Below are 15,924 nucleotides of genomic sequence, written 5' to 3'. Positions count from 1 at the left end.
GGTGGCGACGGGCGCGGGGGCCGCGGCCGCCGGCGCGCTGGCCGGCGCGTCCGTGGACGCCGCGGCCGCGGCGGCAGATGCGGCCACCGCCGACGGATCGGCCGCCGCAACCTCCACCGAGGCTGGGGTGGCCGCTGCGGCCGGTTCCGCCATCTCGGTGACGATCTCGGTCTGGCGCACCTTGCCGCCGCTGCCCTGCACCCACCGCAGCCCCGCCGCCGATGCCACCACGGCAAAAGCGCCGATGCCGAGCCAGAGCAGCAGGTGCGGGCGCCGCCGGGACTTGGGCGCCTTGTGGGCCGAGCGCAGCAGCTCCCGCTCCAGCGGCAGGGGCCGGGCGTCGGCTGCGTGCCGCGCGCTGGCCGCCCCTCCGTTCGGATGCGCCGCCGCGCCGTCGTAGCGGGAGTCGTCGGCCGCCACGGAATCCCGAGGGTCGAAGAAGACGGTATCGCCGCCGTCGGCAGCCAGCGTGTCCGGCCCGGCCAGCATCACGGTATCGCCGCCGGCCGGCAGCTCCACAAAATTGTCAACTTCTGTGCCCGAGTCCTCCACTTTTGCCACTTTTGTCAGGGAGCGATGGGGCTGGGCAGGTGATTCGGCGCCGGCGCGGGGCGCGGAGGTGATGTCCACCGTGGGCGACACCAGGCCGGGGCCGGGCTGGTCGGCCGGCTCGACCCAGATGTCCCCCAGGTCGGCGCGGAAGTCGAAATGGTCGACCCCTTCGGGCGGCGCGGTCATTTCCATGGTCCGCAGGAACTCGTCGATGCTCTGCGGCCGGTCCTGCGGCTGGAGCGCCAGCGATTGCGCAATCGCCGCCACGAACGGCGCGGAATACTCCACGCCGAACTGCCGCTTGACGGTCCGCGCCACCCGCGAGAACGACACCATGCGGTCGCGGATGGAGCGCAGGGTGGCCGGCAGCGGCGTGTCGTTGCACAGGCAGCCATGCACCACGGCCGCCAGGGAGTACAGGTCGCTCCAGGGCCCCTGGCGCAGGTCCTGGTCTCCGTCCGAATACTGCTCGATCGGCGCGTAGTTGACCTTGAGAACCGCCGTGTGCTTGCGATCCTGGTCGTTGATGGCGTGGCGCGCGGCGCCCAGGTCCAGCAGCACCGGCGGGCCGGCGTCCTGCAGGAAGATGTTGTCGGGCGAGATGTCGCGGTGCAGCGTGTTGTCTTCGTGGAGCACCCCCAGAGCGCCCAGCACCGACCACAGCACCTTGCGCAGCCAGATCTCCGGCGGGGGCGTGCGCATCTGGGCGCGCGCCTGCTTGAAGGTCATGCCGCTGTACAGGGGCATGACCATGTAGGCGGTGTTGTTGGCCTCCCAGAAGCGGAACACCTTGACCAGCGACGGATGGTCGAACTGGGCCAGCAGCCGCGCCTCCCCCACGAAGGAGGCCAGCCCGGCCTTGAACGTCTGCAGGTCCGCCGGCGAGCGCACCCACAGCGACTGGCCCTGCGCCCGGCCCGCCAGCGCGGAGGGCATGTATTCCTTGATCGCTACGGCGCGGTGCAGGGAATGGTCGAACGCCTTGTAGACCATGCCGAACCCGCCCACGCCCAGCAGCGCCAGGATCTCGAACTCCGCCAGCCGGGTGCCGGGCGGCAGCGCATCCATATGGCTGACACCGCTGGCGGGGGCTGGGCTGGAACTTGCGATCATGGTGGAAAAGGCGTGGCGTTCGGGCAGGCATCAACGGGGGAGTGCACCCGATCAGAGGTCAACAGGTTCTCGGCCGCGGCAAAACACAATCAGAAAGCATGCCAGCTCGCACCGCGAGCGCCAGGAATTTTGCGCTGCTCCCCTGCCCCACCCCATCGGACAAGCCCGGATTGTGCCCGGCGCCGGTGCGTCTGCCCCGGCACTGGATCACGAAACCGCGGCTTCCTTGACGCGCGTCCAGTTTCTGCGCCACGCCGGCCGCACCAGGCCCACTCGTTACCATAGCGCCATGTTCAGTTACCGCCACGCCTTCCACGCAGGCAACCATGCCGATGTGCTCAAACACACCGTCCTGATCGCCGCCTTGCAACACCTTACGGAGAAAGACGCGGCACTGACCGTGCTGGACACGCACGCAGGCGCAGGCCTGTACCGGCTCGACGGCGACTACGCCAGCACCAGCGGCGAGGCCGCTGACGGCGTGGCGCGCCTGTTCGCCCCCACGGTGCCCCCCTTGGCGCCGGCGCTGCAGGACTATGTGGACATGGTCCGCGCGTTCAACCAGGGCAGCGCGCCGCGGGTCTACCCCGGCTCGCCCTTCATTGCGCAACGCCTGCTGCGCGATCACGACAAGCTCAAGCTGTTTGAACTGCACCCCACCGACCTGCGCGCGCTGGCCGGCAACGTGGCGCAGCTGGAGGCCGGCCGGCAGGTGGCCGTGCTGCACGAGGACGGGTTTGAAGGCATCAAGAAGTTCCTGCCCCCGCCGTCCCGCCGCGCCTTGGTGCTGTGCGATCCCAGCTATGAAATCAAGAGCGACTACGCCAAGGTGCTGGACATGGCGGCCGATTCGCTCAAGCGCTTTGCCACCGGCACCTATGCGTTCTGGTACCCGATCATCCCGCGCCCCGAGGCGCACGACCTGCCCCGGCGCCTGAAGACGCTGGCCACCAAGGCCGGCAAGAGCTGGCTGCATGCCACGCTCACGGTCAAATCCAGCAAGCGCACCGAAGCTGCCACGGGCGAGGCCAAGCGCCCCGGGCTGCCGGCCAGCGGCATGTTCCTGATCAACCCGCCCTACACGCTCAAGGACGCGCTAAAGAACGCCCTGCCGCAGATGGCCGAGCTGCTGGCCCAGGACCGCAACGCCGCCCACACGCTGGAGTCCGGCGGCTGACGGCGCCTTCTTGCGCAGCCCCGCTGCGCGCCGGGGCGGCGTCACGGCGCGTCACGGCGCGTCACGGCGCCGCGGGGCAGTCGCTTTCGCCGTCGTCCAGCGCGAACAGTTCCACGGGCTTGAGCCCCAGGCCCACCATGCCCAGCGCCTCCGCCGCGCCCCGGCTCAGGTCGATGATGCGGTTGGCGGAGTGCGGCCCGCGGTCGTTGATGCGCACGATCACCGTGCGCCCGGTGGCCTGGCTGCGCACGCACACGCGCGAGCCGAACGGCAGCGTGGGGTGCGCGGCGGTCAGCGCCTTCATGTCGAACAGCTCGCCGCTGGCGGTGCGGCGCTTGTGGAACTTGGCTCCGTACCAGGACGCAAGCCCCACTTCGTCAGCGGAAAGGCCCACCTCCGGCGCCACGGAGAGCCCGGTCTCGCCCGGCCTGGGGCCGGGCGGCGCGGGCGGGTCGATGAGCATGGCCTCGCCCGGCACGCTCAGGAGGTGGGGGGCCAGGGCATCCGCCTCGGCCGACAGCCCCTGGGCGTGCGCGGGCAGCAACCCGGCAGGGGCCAGGCCGACCAGGCAGGCGGCGGCCAGCCGCAGCAGCCGCACCAGCCGCCCCGGCACCCGCTGCCGCCAGGCGCGCTGGCGCATCAGATGCCCAGCCGGCGGCAAATCTCCAGCGTGGCCGCGCTCTGGTTCATGGTGTAGAAGTGCAGGGCCGGAACCCCGGCGCTGCGCAGGCGGTCGCACAGGTCCGTCACCACGTCCAGGCCAAAGGCCTTGATGCTGGCCGTGTCGTCGCCGAACGCCTGCAGGCGCAGGCGGATCCAGCGCGGAATCTCGGCGCCGCAGGCGTCCGAGAAGCGCATGAGCTGCGTGGAGCTGCCAATGGGCATGATGCCGGGCACCACGGGCACGCGCGCCCCCAGGCGCTCGGTGTCCTCCACGAAGCGGAAGTAGGCGTCGCTGTTGTAGAAGTACTGCGTGATGGCCGAGTCCGCACCGGCCTGCACCTTGGCCAGGTAGGCCTTGAGGTCGGCCTCGGGCGAGCGCGCCTGCGGATGCACCTCGGGGTAGGCGGCCACCTCGATGTGGAAGTCACGCCCGGTCTCCGCGCGGATGAAGGCCACCAGATCGCTGGCGTACTGGAATTCGCCGCCCGCGCCGTAGCCGCTGGGCAGGTCGCCGCGCAGGGCCACCAGGCGCTTGACGCCCATGGACTTGAGCTGGGCCAGCTGCTCGCGCACTGACTGCCGCGTGGCGCCGATGCACGAGAAGTGCGAGGCCGCGCTCACGCCCTCGGCCAGGATCTCACGCACCGTGCCAAAGGTACCGTCCTGCGTGGAGCCCCCGGCGCCATAGGTCACGGAGCAGAAGTCGGGGTGCAGCTTGTACAGCTGCTGCCGCGCCGCCCGCAGCTTGTCGGCCCCCTCGGGCGTCTTGGGCGGGAAAAACTCGAAACTCACCGGGAAACCGGTGCCCTGGGCATTGGCGGCTGCGTTCATGCGGCCCTCCTCGCAAAGACAAAAAATTCCTGGTTGCCGTCGCCGCCCTGGATGGGGCTGTCCAGCCATGCCAGCACGGCCAGGCCATTGGCGGCGCAGCAGTCGCGGATGCGTTGCTCCACCACAGGGTACAGCGCCGCGTCGCGCACCACGCCGCCCTTGCCCACCTGGCCCGGCTGCAGTTCGAACTGCGGCTTGACCAGCATCAGCAGGTGGCCCTGCGGCGCCAGCAGCGGCACCAGAGCCGGCAGCACGAGGGTGAGGGAGATGAACGACAGGTCGCCCGTGACCAGATCGAACACGGGGCGGATGTCCACGTCCTCGCGGCCCGGCTTGCGGCGGCGCTCGGTGGGCAGCGTGCCTTCGGCGCGGGCGCGGGCCTTGGCGGCGCGCTCAGCCTTGAAGGCCTCCACGTCCTGCTCCTTGGCGTCGTCGCTGTCGTCGTAGGCCTCGTCCACCTGGCCGCCGTTGCGCATCCAGGCGTAGGGTGCCACGGGCTGGGTGTCGTTGTCCTCGTCGTCCTGCACGATCTCCTCGGACAGGGCGTCGTCACAGCCCTGCCGCAGCGATTCGGCGGTGAGCGCGCGGGCGTTGAGCCCCTCCACGCAGACCACGCGCGGGTCGCTCTTCAGCCGCTCGTGCAACTGGCCGTGGCCCACGTCGACCCCGATCACCTGGGCCGCGCCGTGCTGCAGCAGGCAGTCGGTGAAGCCACCCGTGCTCTGGCCCACGTCCAGGCAGCGCAGGCCGGCCACGGCCAGGCCGGTGTGCTGCAGGGCGCCTTCGAGCTTGAGGCCGCCGCGCGAAAGGTATTTGGCCTCAGCGCCGTCCAGCAGCTTGACCTCGGCCACGGAGGGGATGTCATCCCCGTTCTTGGCGACCTTGTTCCAGGGCGCCAGCGGCGACAGGCGCCACTCGACCCCCGCAGCAATCAGCCGCTGCGCCTGCGAGCGCGTGGCCGCGTGGCCCGCTTCCACCAAAAAAACGTCTGCGCGCATGCGCTCCTCTTGTTCTCAAGAAACTCTGAACAAAATCGGGATCCAGCGCTTATGCAGCAAGCGCTGGCAGCTCCTATTTTCATAGCGAATGGACGGACAGCACCTTCGCTGCCGCCCCTCGCCACCGCCCTGATCAATAGCGGTAGGTGTCCGGCTTGTACGGGCCTTGCTTGGGCACGCCGATGTAGGCTGCCTGCTCGTCGGTCAGCTCGGTCAGCATCGCGCCCACCTTCTTCAGGTGCAGGCGGGCCACCTTCTCGTCCAGGTGCTTGGGCAGCACGTAGACCTTGCCGTTTTCGTAGAAGTCGCTGTGCGTGAACAGCTCGATCTGGGCGATGGTCTGGTTGGCGAACGAGTTGGACATCACGAAGCTGGGGTGGCCCGTGCCGCAGCCCAGGTTCACCAGCCGGCCCTTGGCCAGCAGGATGATGCGCTTGCCGTCCGGGAAGATCACGTGGTCCACCTGGGGCTTGATCTCTTCCCACTGGCAGTTTTCTTCGAGCTTGGCGACCTGGATCTCGTTATCGAAGTGGCCGATGTTGCAGACGATGGTCTGGTCCTTCATCGCGGCCATGTGCTCGAAGGTGATGACGTCACGGTTGCCCGTGGTGGTCACGAAGATGTCGGCCTTGTCGGCGGCCCATTCCATGGTCACGACCTTGAAGCCTTCCATCGCGGCCTGCAGCGCGTTGATGGGGTCGATCTCGGTCACCCACACCTGGGCGGAGAGCGCGCGCAGGGCCTGGGCGCTGCCCTTGCCCACGTCGCCGTAGCCGGCCACCACGGCCACCTTGCCCGCAATCATCACGTCGGTGGCGCGCTTGATGCCGTCCACCAGGCTTTCGCGGCAGCCGTACAGGTTGTCGAACTTGCTCTTGGTGACGGAGTCGTTCACGTTGATGGCGCGGAACATCAGCGTGCCCTTGGCCGACATTTCCTTCAGGCGGTGCACGCCGGTGGTGGTTTCCTCGGTCACGCCGATGATCTGCGCGCTCTTGCGGCTGTACCAGGTGCTGTCCTCGGCCAGCTTGGCCTTGATGGCGGCAAACAGGATGCGCTCTTCCTCGCTGCCGGGGTTGGCCAGCACGGAGGCGTCCTTCTCGGCGCGCTTGCCCAGGTGCATGAGCAAGGTGGCGTCGCCGCCATCGTCCAGGATCAGGTTGGGGCCTTCCCCTTCGCTGCCCTTGGGGCCGAAGTCGAAGATGCGGTGCGTGTAGTCCCAGTACTCGGCCAGCGTCTCGCCCTTCACGGCGAACACCGGCGTGCCGGTGGCGGCAATGGCGGCGGCAGCGTGGTCCTGCGTGGAGAAGATGTTGCACGAGGCCCAGCGCACCTGCGCGCCCAGGGCCTGCAGGGTTTCGATCAGCACCGCCGTCTGGATGGTCATGTGCAGACTGCCGGTGATGCGCGCGCCCTTGAGCGACTGCTTGGCCGCGAATTCCTCGCGGATGGCCATCAGGCCGGGCATTTCGGTTTCGGCGATCTTGATTTCTTTGCGGCCCCAGTCGGCCAGGCCGATGTCGGCAATGATGCAGTCGGTGTTGACGGGGGCGTTGACGCGTGCGTTCATGATGGTTTCGTGCTCCAAAGCATGTTTGAAAAACCACTGGTCGCGGGGGAGAGCAAGCTCACCACACGAGAAGTGGATGAGCGTCGTTGCGGGGTGACTCCGAGCCTCACGCCCCGCCGGTGCTGGGGACGCTGCAACGCTCCTCGGATCGGCGGATTATATAAAAGCAGGCGGCCAGCCTCCCGCGCAGCGGCGGACACCCGGGCGCGCAACAGTAAAATCCGGGCTCTGCCTACCTGCGGGACCCCCACGCAGGCATCGGACGACGACCCGCGCAGGCCCATCAGCCCAGCGCCCCTCCCCATTCAGGAATCCCGTGTCTTACGCCACCGAAACCCGGCGCCGCCGCACCTTTGCCATCATTTCCCACCCCGACGCCGGTAAAACGACGCTGACGGAAAAACTGCTGCTGTTCTCGGGTGCGATCCAGATCGCCGGCGCGGTGAAGGGCCGCAAGGCCAGCCGCCACGCCACGTCGGACTGGATGGAGATTGAAAAGCAGCGCGGCATCTCGGTGGCCAGCTCGGTCATGCAGATGCTGTACCGCGAGCACGTCATCAACCTGCTCGACACGCCCGGCCACAAGGACTTTTCGGAAGACACGTACCGCGTGCTCACCGCGGTGGACTCGGCGCTGATGGTGATCGACGCCGCCAACGGCGTGGAAGCACAGACCCGCCGCCTGATCGAGGTTTGCCGCCAGCGCGACACGCCCATCATCACCTTCGTCAACAAGATGGACCGCGAGGTGCGCGACCCGCTGGACATCCTGGACGAGGTGGAGCGCGAGCTGGGCATGCCCTGCTGCCCCATGACCTGGCCCGTGGGCCAGGGCAAGAGCTTCGGCGGGATCATCAACCTGCGCACGAAGACCATGACAGTGTTCGAGTCCGGCAGCGAGCGCCGCCCGCAGGACTTCGAATCCATCCCGCTGACCGATGTGGACGCGCTGCGCGCGCGCTTCGGCGCCGAGTTTGACGCCGCCATGGACAGCATGGAGTTGGCCACCGGCGCATCGCCCGAGTGGAACCACGAGGCCTTCCTGGCCGGCAAGCTGACCCCCGTGTTCTTCGGCTCCGGTGTGAACAACTTCGGGGTGATGGAAGTGCTGGACGCACTGGTCGACATGGCCCCGCCGCCCGGCCCGCGCGTGAGCACGCTCGAAGTGAACAAGCAGCCCGTGGTGAAAACCATCCAGCCCGAAGACGAAGGCTTTGCGGGCGTGGTCTTCAAGGTGCAGGCCAACATGGACGCCAACCACCGCGACCGCATCGCCTTTGTGCGTGTGGCCTCGGGCAAGTACACGCCGGGCATGAAGCTCAAGGTGCAGCGCACCGGCAAGGAGCTGCGGCCCACCTCGGTCGTGACCTTCATGTCGCAGCGCCGCGAGGCCGTGGAAGAAGCCTACGCGGGCGACATCATCGGCTTCACCACCCACGGCGGCGTGCAGCTGGGCGACACCATCACCGACGGCGCCAACCTGCAGTTCACCGGCCTGCCCTTCTTCGCGCCCGAGATGTTCATGACCGTGGTGCTCAAGAACCCGCTGCGGACCAAGCAGCTGCAGCAGGGCCTGGCCCAGCTGGGCGAGGAAGGCGCGATCCAGGTGTTCAAGCCCGACGCGGGCGGCAACATGCTGCTGGGCGCCGTGGGCCAGCTGCAGTTTGAAGTGGTGCAGCACCGCCTGAAGGCCGAGTACGACGCCGATGTGCGCCTGGAAGGCAGCCAGTACACCGGCGCACGCTGGATCACGGCCGACAACGCGGCCGACCTGCGCGCCTTCACCGACGCGTACCCGCTGCGCCTGGCGCACGACGCGGCCGACACGCTGGCCTATCTGTGCACCAGCCCCTACGACGTGCGGCTGGCGCAGGAGCGGTTTCCCAAGATCCACTTCCACCCGCTGCGCGAGCACGCCGGGCTGGCGCTGCAAAAGGCAGGCTGACGCCCCATGCTGCCCCTCACCCGCTGGCCGCTGGCGGCCCGCCGCGATGTGGTGGGTGTCTTCACCGACATCGACGACACGCTGACCACCGAAGGCGCGATCACGCCCGATGCGCTGCAGGCCCTGGCCGGCCTGAAGGCCGCGGGGCTGCATGTCATCCCCATTACCGGGCGGCCCATCGGCTGGTGCGCGCCCTTCATGGCCGGGGCTGTGGGCACGGCCTGGCCGGTGGATGCGATGGTGGCGGAAAACGGGGCCGTGGCGTTTGTCCACGGCGCGGGGTCGCCACCGCAGCCGGCCAAGCGCTACCAGCAGGACGCCGCCACGCGCCACGCCAACCAGGCCCGCATGCGCGACATCGCTGCGCAAGTGGCGGCCGAAGTGCCCGGCGTGCAACTGAGCCGCGACAGCGGCGGGCGCGAAACCGACATTGCCTTCGACTACGCCGAGTTCGACCGGCACCCGCCCGAGACCGTGCAGCAGGTGCTGGCCGTGCTGCAGCGCGCAGGCCTGCAGACCACGGTGAGCAGCATCCACATCCACGGCTGCTTTGGCGACTTCAACAAATGGCAGGGCGCCAACTGGATCGTGCGCGAGCTGCTGGGCCGCGACCTGGCGCAGGAGCTGGACCGCTGGGTGTTCGTGGGCGATTCGGGCAACGACCAGGCCATGTTCCAGCACTTCACCCACAGCGTGGGGGTGGCCAACATCGCGCGGTTCGTGCCGCAGCTCACGCACCTGCCGCGTTACGTGACGCAGGGCGAACGGGGCGCGGGGTTTGCCGAAGTGGCGCAGGCCCTGCTGGCGGCCCGGCCCGAGGGCAGCCGGGCCTGACACCGGCGCCTGGCCAGAATTTTGATAAAAAGTGGCTGTAGCGCTTGATACACAAGCGCGAGCAGCTATATTTTTAATAGCAAATCATTCACCCACCCGGCCGCGCCTCAGGCCTTCAGGAACAGCTCCGTGTCCGGCGCAAAGCAGGCGTGCAGCGGCAGCAGCGCCCCGCCCAGCGCACGCGCGTCCGAGCCGATGCCGCCCAGCTCCAGCCGGGGGGGCGCCTGCAAGCCCTCCCAGCTGTAGGCGCGCAGGGCCGCGCGCACGCCGTCGGCCAGCGCCTGCAGCACGCCGGGGTCGGCCGCGCCGTCCAGCACCACTGCGTCCAGGTCCAGGAAGGCCGTGGCGGACACGATGCAATGGGCCAGGGCAGTGGCGGCGCGGGCAATCCAGGCGCGGCTGTGCGGGGCCCAGGGTTCCTGCAGCGCACGCTGGTCGTAGGCGGCCATCGGGTCGAGGCCGTGCTCGCGCAGGCGCTGCTCCAGGTCCCACAGCGACGCCTGGCTGATGAGCTGCGCCGGGGCGCCCTCGCCCTGCGCGACGGCGAGCGGCAGCGAGGCCACGGCGCCCGCGTTGCCGTGCAGCCCGCGGTGCAGGTGCGAGTTGAGGACCAGCCCGCCGCCGATGAAGGTGTCCAGGAACAGGTACAGAAAACTCGGAATGTCGTGCCCGCGCCCGTGCAGCAGCTCGGCCACGCAGGCGGCCGAGGTGTCCTTGGCAAAGCTCACGGGCAGCTCGGTCATCTGCTGCACCTGCTCGGCCAGGTCGATGCGGTTCCAGGCGTCTGACTGTGCCTCGGTAAGCCCCAGCATGCGGTGCCAGCCCCCCAGCTGGAACGGCGCGGCCACGCCCACGCCCACCACGCGCGAGCGCAGCGGGCCCAGGCCGTCCAGCAGCTGGTGCAGGTGCTGGCGGATGGCGGGCAGCAGCACGTCGATGTCGGGAAAGGCGTAGTCCAGCACGATGCGTTCGCGCACCTGGCCGGTGAAGTCCACCAGCAGCCAGTCCGCGCTGCGGCGGCCGATCTTGATGCCGATGGCAAAGGCGCCGTCGGGGTTGAGCCCCAGCGGCACCGAGGGCTGCCCCACGCGGCCGCGCACCGGGGCCTCGCGGCGCAGCAGGTGGTCTTCGTCCAGCCGCGCGGTGATGAGCCCGATGGTCTGCGCGGTGAGCCCGGTGACGCGCGCGATCTCGGCCTTGGCCAGGCTGCCGTGCGTGCGCAGCGCCTGCAGCACCACGCGCTCGTTGAACTGGCGCATGCCCACATGGTTGGAGCCGCGCTGGCGCAGCCGCACCGGCCCGGCGCTGGCGGGTTCGCCGGCTTCGGCCGGGGGCGGAGGGGTGGCGTCGGTTTCCAGCATGGGGCGTGCGTTCAATCCCGCAGAGTTTCGCCGATCACGCCCTTGCGCAGGAGGAAATTGCCCCAGGGCTGCGGTTCGCCGGTCACGACGATGGCATAGGCCTTCTTCACCCGCTCGTAAAAGGCGAAGCGCTCCACACCCTCCGCCTGCGTGCCAGCCACGCCTTCGCGCGCCAGCACGGCCAGCGTTTCGCGCTGCAGGGCCGAGCGGTACGGCGGCTCGGTGCCGCCCACCTGCATGTAGGCCACGGGGTGCGGCACGTCCTGCGCCAGGGGCAGCACGCTGGCCACGGCCTGCACGGCGCGCGCCATGCCAATGCCGGGCAGGCGCAGCACGGGCTTGCCCGCGCCCAGGCTCATAGCGGTGAAGTTGGCGTCGGCCAGCACGATGGCGTCGTCGTGGCCCATCTCGGCCAGCACCTTGAGCAGGTCGGGGGTCAGCAGGGGGTCGATGTTTTTCAGCATGGCAGGTGGCTCAGGCGAGGCATTCGGCGGGCAGTTCGGAGGCCGCCATGGCGCCCGTCATCACGGCCACGGTGTCGCTCATGCTGATCTTCTTGGGGTTGACCACGGCCGCGCGCTTGCCCAGGCGGGCAATGTGGATGCGGTCCGCAATCTCGAACACGTGCGGCATGTTGTGGCTGATGAGGATGACCGGCAGGCCCTTGTCGCGCACGCGGCGGATCAGCTCCAGCACCATGTTGCCCTCCTTCACGCCCAGGGCAGCGGTGGGCTCGTCCATGATGACCACGTGCCGCGCAAACGCCGCCGCACGCGCCACGGCCACGCACTGGCGCTGGCCGCCCGAGAGCGTCTCCACCGCCTGCGTCATGGAGCGGATGCCGACCTTCAGCTCGGCCATGCGGGCGACGCTTTCTTCCAGCATCTTCTTTTTGTCGAGCATGCGCAGCGCGCTGCCCAAGAGGCCCGGGCGGCGCAGCTCGCGACCCAGGAACAGGTTTTCGGCAATGGTCATGGCCGGGGCCACGGCCAGGTCCTGGTAGACGGTTTCGATGCCGGCGCGGCGGGCGTCGATGGGGCTCTTGAACTGGATGCGCTGGCCGTCCAGCAGGATCTCGCCGTCGTCCGGCACCGTGGCGCCCGACAGCGCCTTGATCAGGCTGGACTTGCCCGCGCCGTTGTCGCCGATCACGGCCAGGATTTCACCGGCGCGCAGTTCAAAATCCGCGCCATCGAGCGCAGTGACCTGACCATAGCGCTTGACCAGGCCCTTGGCCTGCATCACCAGCGGGGCGTCCGCCGTGGGGGTGAAGTGGGTCATGATCAACGCACTCCCTTGCGCGAAAGTTGGTCGGTGGCCACGGCCAGGATCACGAGGATGCCGGTGACCAGGATTTGATACACCGACGACACGCCCATGAGCGTGAGCCCGTTGCGGAACACGCCCACGATGAGCGCCCCCACCAGCGTGCCCAGCACCACGCCGCGCCCGCCAAACAGGCTGGTGCCGCCCAGCACCACGGCGCTGATGGCGTCCAGGTTCTCGGTCTGGCCCGCGTTCGGGTCGCCCGCGCCGGTGCGCGCCACCGACAGCAGCGACGCAATGCCGTAGAACAGGCCCGCCAGCACATACACGCCCAGCAGCACCTTGTCGGTGGCAATGCCGGTGAGGCGCGTGGCCTCGGGGCTGTTGCCCACGGCGTACACATGGCGGCCCGGCGCGGTTTCGCGCAGCGCAAACCAGGTCACGAGGTACAGCACCAGCATCAACACGGCGCCCCAGACGATGGCCGTCTCGCCCACCTGGAAGGTGCTGCCCAGGAGCGTCATGCCGTCGGGGATGTCGGTGATGGTCTGCGCGCCCGAGTACAGCTGCGTGGCGGCAAACGCAATGTTCAGGGTGCCCAGCGTGACGATGAAGGGCGGCAGCTTGATCTTGGTGACCAACAGGCCGTTGACCAGCCCGAAGAGCATGGTCACCGCCATGCCGCAGGCGATCGCCACGGGGGCCGACAGGCCGTAGTCCGCCGCCATCTTGGTCATGACGATGCCGCCCAGCGCCATCACCATGCCGCACGACAGGTCAATGCCCGCCGTGAGGATGACCAGCGTCTGGCCGATGGCGATCACGGCCACGACCATCACCTGCTGCAGGATGAGCGCGAAATTCTGCGCCGACAGGAAGCGCTCGCTCTGCGTGGCAAAGAAGGCACACGCCAGGATCAGCGCGATGAACGGCCCCAGCGTGGCCAGGGGCGGTAGTTTGGAAGCGGGGGAGGACATGGCGGCTCCGGGCGGGTGGCGAAAAGGACATCGGACAGCCCGCAGGGCCGCCCCATGGCACATCAGGAAAAGCGAGGGATTACTTGGCGCCCCAGCACAGATCCGTGCCCGTCTTCACGTCCTTGCTCTCCACGCCGGCCAGCGGCTTCCCGGCGATCAGGGTCACGCCGGTGTCGGTGTAGCCGCTGACCTTCTTGCCGGTCTTGGCGTAGTCCACGCCGGCCGCCACGCCCATGGCGGCCATGCGCAGCGGGTACTGCTGGCTGGTGGCGGCGATCGCGCCACGGCCCACGTCGGCCACCCCCGCGCAGCCGCCGTCCACCGAGACGATGAGCACGTTCTTCTCCTTGCCCGCCGCCTTCAGCGCGTTGTGCGCACCGGCCGCGGCGGGTTCATTGATGGTGTAGACGAGGTTGATGTCGGGGTTCTTCTGCAGGCAGTTTTCCATGCCGGTCTGGCCCTTGGCGCGGTCGCCAAAGCTGTCGGCCATGCACACCACCTCGGCCGGACGGGAGAGCTCGTTGCTCTTGGCATCGTTGGCCTGCAGCCCAAAGCCCTTCAAAAAGCCGTTGTGCCGCTGCGCGCCCACGGGGTGGCCGGGGTGCAGGTCCAGCATGGCGATCACGGGCTTCTTGCCGGCGAGCGCCGCCTTGGCGTACTGGCCGATCAGCTCGCCGGCCTTGTAGTTGTCGGTGGCGAACAGCGCATCGGTGGCATCGGCCGGGTCGGTGGGGCTGTCCAGCGCGATCACCATCACGCCCTTGGCCTGGGCCTTCTTGATGGCCGGCACGATGGCCTTGGCGTCGCTGGGGGTGATGAGGATGGTCTTGGCGCCGGCGGCGATCAGGTTCTCCATCGCCGTGACCTGGCCGGCGTTGTCGCCATCGGTCTTGCCGGCGGCGGACACCACTTTGGCGCCCAGCTTCTTGGCCTCGGCCGTGGCGCCCTCCTTCATCTTCACGAAGAACGGATTGGTTTCGGTCTTGGTGATGAGGCCGATCACCGGCTCGGACGCCTGGGCCAGGCCGCAGGCCAGGGCGCCCGACAGGGCCAGGGCGGAAATCACGAATGCAGGGGCACGAGAGGTCACGGTTGTCTCCTGGAGTTGGAATGCGGGCCCCGGCGCAGGGCCCCGGGGTTTACCACCCTTGCGGGGTGGATGGGAGCGAACTATAGTCCGCGGCATTTTAATAAATCAAGCGGATTTATTTATGGTTTTCCCTACCCAGCCCAACCCGGCCGCAGGTGCCGTCCAGCCCGTCCTTTCGGCCACAGCCCCGGCGGGCGGGCCGCCGCCGCACGCGCCAGCCCCCGTGGCGGCGGTGCGCGTGGCCACGGCGGGCGAGGCGCTGTTCGACCTGATCGAGGAAGCGGACGGGCGGCTGCGCCCCTGTGCGGGCGGTGCGGTGTACAACCTGACCCGCGCGCTGGGCCTGCAGGGCGTGGGCACCACGTACCTGAACCCGCTGTCGGCCGACCTGCTGGGGCGGCGCCTGGCAGACGGCCTGCACGGTGCGGGCGTGCGGCTGGCGCACCCGGCGCCCGTGCAGGCGCCGAGCGCCCTGGCGCTGGCCACGCTGGACGCCGAGGGCAAGGCCAGCTACAGCTTCTACCGTGACGGCGTGGCCGACCGGCAGGTCACGGCCGAGTCGCTGAACGCGGCGTGCGCCGCCCTGCCCGGCCTGCAAGTGGTGGCCACCGGCTGCCTGGCGCTGGTGGCGCAGGACGCCGGGATCTACCAGCCGTGGCTGGCCGCGCAGCGGGCCGCAGGCCGGCTGGTGGTGGTGGACGCAAACCTGCGCCTGTCGGCGGTGGACGACGCACCGGCCTACCGTGCCAACGTGATGGCGGCGCTGCAGCAGGCCCACCTCATCAAGGTCAGCGACGACGATCTGGAAGCCCTGGCGGTGCCCGGCGCCAACGCGCTGGAGCGCGCCCGCACCCTGCAGCAGCACACGTCCGCGCAGTGGCTGGCGCTGACGCTGGGCCCCGCCGGCGCCTGGCTGCTGCAGCGCGATGGCGTGGCGCTGCACGCGCAGGAGGCAGCGCCCCTGGCCGTGGTGGACACGGTGGGCGCGGGCGACTGCTTTCTGGCCGGGCTGGTCACGGCGCTGCTGGCAGGCCCTGAGCGCGGCGAGGACGCCCTGGCCTCCCGGCCGGGCGGCCTGACCACCCTGCTGGGGCCAGACCGGCTGCGCCGTGTGCTGCAGCATGCGCTGGCCAGCGCCAGCCACTGCGTGGAGCAGGCCGGCTGCACCCCGCCGCGCTATGCGGATGTGCAACAACGGCTGGGCTCACGCCCCCGGGTGGCCGCGCCGCAGGGCTGAGCGGCTGTCACTGAGCGGCAGCCCCCGCCATCCAGCCCCGGGATGGCGACGTTACTCGGCCGCGGGCTTGCGGGCGCGGCTGCGGGGGCGTGCGGGCGCCTTGGCGAGCGCAGCGCTGTCAGCGTCCGTGCTGGCGGCCTGCGGCGCCACTGCGGGCGTGGAGTCCGCATGCATCGCATCCACGGCATCCACAGCATTCACAGTGGCCCGGCCGCCGCGCGCCCGGGGCGTGGCGGCCTTGCGGCTGGCGCCGCGTGGGGCGGCCGCGCCGGCCGAAGCGCCTTCCGCCGCGCGCGCACGGCTGCGGCGG

At 69.5% G+C, this 15,924-nt stretch carries 14 protein-coding genes, 1 pseudogene and 1 riboswitch; of the genes and pseudogenes, 4 read left to right on the top strand and 11 right to left on the bottom strand.

The window, feature by feature from the left end; all coding sequences use genetic code 11:
* The coding region (locus LWW96_RS19190; protein WP_291489460.1) for a serine/threonine-protein kinase at positions 1-1,665 on the bottom strand (1,665 nt) is incomplete at its 3' end.
* A 289-nt stretch (positions 1,666-1,954) separates the two neighbouring features.
* Here LWW96_RS19190 and rlmJ point away from each other — a divergent pair.
* Positions 1,955-2,842, top strand: a complete 888-nt coding sequence (gene rlmJ / locus LWW96_RS19185) for a 23S rRNA (adenine(2030)-N(6))-methyltransferase RlmJ (protein WP_291489459.1) — start codon at positions 1,955-1,957, stop codon at positions 2,840-2,842.
* Positions 2,843-2,903: 61 nt separating this feature from the next.
* Here the strand turns inward: rlmJ and LWW96_RS19180 are convergent, their stop codons facing one another.
* From LWW96_RS19180 to ahcY, 4 genes are all read right to left on the bottom strand, one after another.
* Positions 2,904-3,482 (bottom strand): septal ring lytic transglycosylase RlpA family protein, encoded by a 579-nt coding sequence (locus LWW96_RS19180; protein ID WP_291489458.1) that lies wholly within the window; start codon positions 3,480-3,482, stop codon positions 2,904-2,906.
* The gene (gene metF, locus LWW96_RS19175; RefSeq protein WP_291489457.1) at positions 3,482-4,336 is read right to left on the bottom strand and encodes a methylenetetrahydrofolate reductase [NAD(P)H]; all 855 of its coding nucleotides are present in this window, start codon (positions 4,334-4,336) and stop codon (positions 3,482-3,484) included. Before metF ends, LWW96_RS19180 begins: the two co-directional genes overlap by 1 nt.
* Positions 4,333-5,334: a TlyA family RNA methyltransferase gene (locus tag LWW96_RS19170; protein ID WP_291489456.1), complete on the bottom strand. Its 1,002-nt coding sequence runs from the start codon at positions 5,332-5,334 to the stop codon at positions 4,333-4,335. The genes metF and LWW96_RS19170 overlap by 4 nt, the downstream gene beginning before the upstream one ends.
* Before the next feature lie 133 nt (positions 5,335-5,467).
* Positions 5,468-6,904 carry an adenosylhomocysteinase gene (ahcY, locus tag LWW96_RS19165; protein ID WP_291489455.1) on the bottom strand — a complete coding sequence of 479 codons (1,437 nt, stop codon included), beginning with the start codon at positions 6,902-6,904 and terminating at the stop codon, positions 5,468-5,470.
* Between the two features lie 71 nt (positions 6,905-6,975).
* Positions 6,976-7,055, bottom strand: a riboswitch (S-adenosyl-L-homocysteine riboswitch).
* A gap of 165 nt (positions 7,056-7,220) precedes the next feature.
* On the opposite strand from ahcY, the gene LWW96_RS19160 reads away from it, so the two are divergent.
* Together LWW96_RS19160 and LWW96_RS19155 are read left to right on the top strand one after the other, a co-directional pair.
* The gene (locus tag LWW96_RS19160) at positions 7,221-8,849 is read left to right on the top strand and encodes a peptide chain release factor 3 (protein WP_291489454.1); all 1,629 of its coding nucleotides are present in this window, start codon (positions 7,221-7,223) and stop codon (positions 8,847-8,849) included.
* A 6-nt stretch (positions 8,850-8,855) separates the two neighbouring features.
* Complete coding sequence (locus LWW96_RS19155) at positions 8,856-9,683, top strand: HAD-IIB family hydrolase (protein ID WP_291489453.1); 828 nt, start codon at positions 8,856-8,858, stop codon at positions 9,681-9,683.
* A 107-nt stretch (positions 9,684-9,790) separates the two neighbouring features.
* Here the strand turns inward: LWW96_RS19155 and LWW96_RS19150 are convergent, their stop codons facing one another.
* From LWW96_RS19150 to LWW96_RS19130, 5 genes are all read right to left on the bottom strand, one after another.
* The gene (locus tag LWW96_RS19150; RefSeq protein ID WP_291489452.1) at positions 9,791-11,044 is read right to left on the bottom strand and encodes an ROK family transcriptional regulator; all 1,254 of its coding nucleotides are present in this window, start codon (positions 11,042-11,044) and stop codon (positions 9,791-9,793) included.
* Positions 11,045-11,055: 11 nt separating this feature from the next.
* Positions 11,056-11,508, bottom strand: coding sequence for an RbsD/FucU domain-containing protein (locus tag LWW96_RS19145; RefSeq protein WP_291489451.1), 453 nt, complete (start codon positions 11,506-11,508; stop codon positions 11,056-11,058).
* 10 nt (positions 11,509-11,518) lie between these two features.
* On the bottom strand, positions 11,519-12,325 hold the full coding sequence (locus LWW96_RS19140) for an ATP-binding cassette domain-containing protein (RefSeq protein WP_291489450.1): 807 nt from the start codon (positions 12,323-12,325) through the stop codon (positions 11,519-11,521).
* A 2-nt stretch (positions 12,326-12,327) separates the two neighbouring features.
* Positions 12,328-13,287 (bottom strand): ABC transporter permease, encoded by a 960-nt coding sequence (locus LWW96_RS19135; protein ID WP_291489449.1) that lies wholly within the window; start codon positions 13,285-13,287, stop codon positions 12,328-12,330.
* A 79-nt stretch (positions 13,288-13,366) separates the two neighbouring features.
* The gene (locus LWW96_RS19130) at positions 13,367-14,353 is read right to left on the bottom strand and encodes a sugar ABC transporter substrate-binding protein (protein WP_291489461.1); all 987 of its coding nucleotides are present in this window, start codon (positions 14,351-14,353) and stop codon (positions 13,367-13,369) included.
* Between the two features lie 145 nt (positions 14,354-14,498).
* Between LWW96_RS19130 and LWW96_RS19125 the strand changes: the two genes are divergently transcribed.
* The gene (locus LWW96_RS19125; RefSeq protein ID WP_291489448.1) at positions 14,499-15,614 is read left to right on the top strand and encodes a PfkB family carbohydrate kinase; all 1,116 of its coding nucleotides are present in this window, start codon (positions 14,499-14,501) and stop codon (positions 15,612-15,614) included.
* A 51-nt stretch (positions 15,615-15,665) separates the two neighbouring features.
* Here LWW96_RS19125 and LWW96_RS19120 read toward each other — a convergent pair.
* Positions 15,666-15,924 (bottom strand): annotated as a pseudogene (locus LWW96_RS19120) (NYN domain protein); the annotation flags it as partial.

The organism is Acidovorax sp., from assembly GCF_021287135.1.
Classification (GTDB): domain Bacteria; phylum Pseudomonadota; class Gammaproteobacteria; order Burkholderiales; family Burkholderiaceae_C; genus Acidovorax.
The sequence above is the reverse complement of the archived record's forward strand: the minus strand, read 5'-3'. Positions and strand labels throughout refer to the sequence as shown.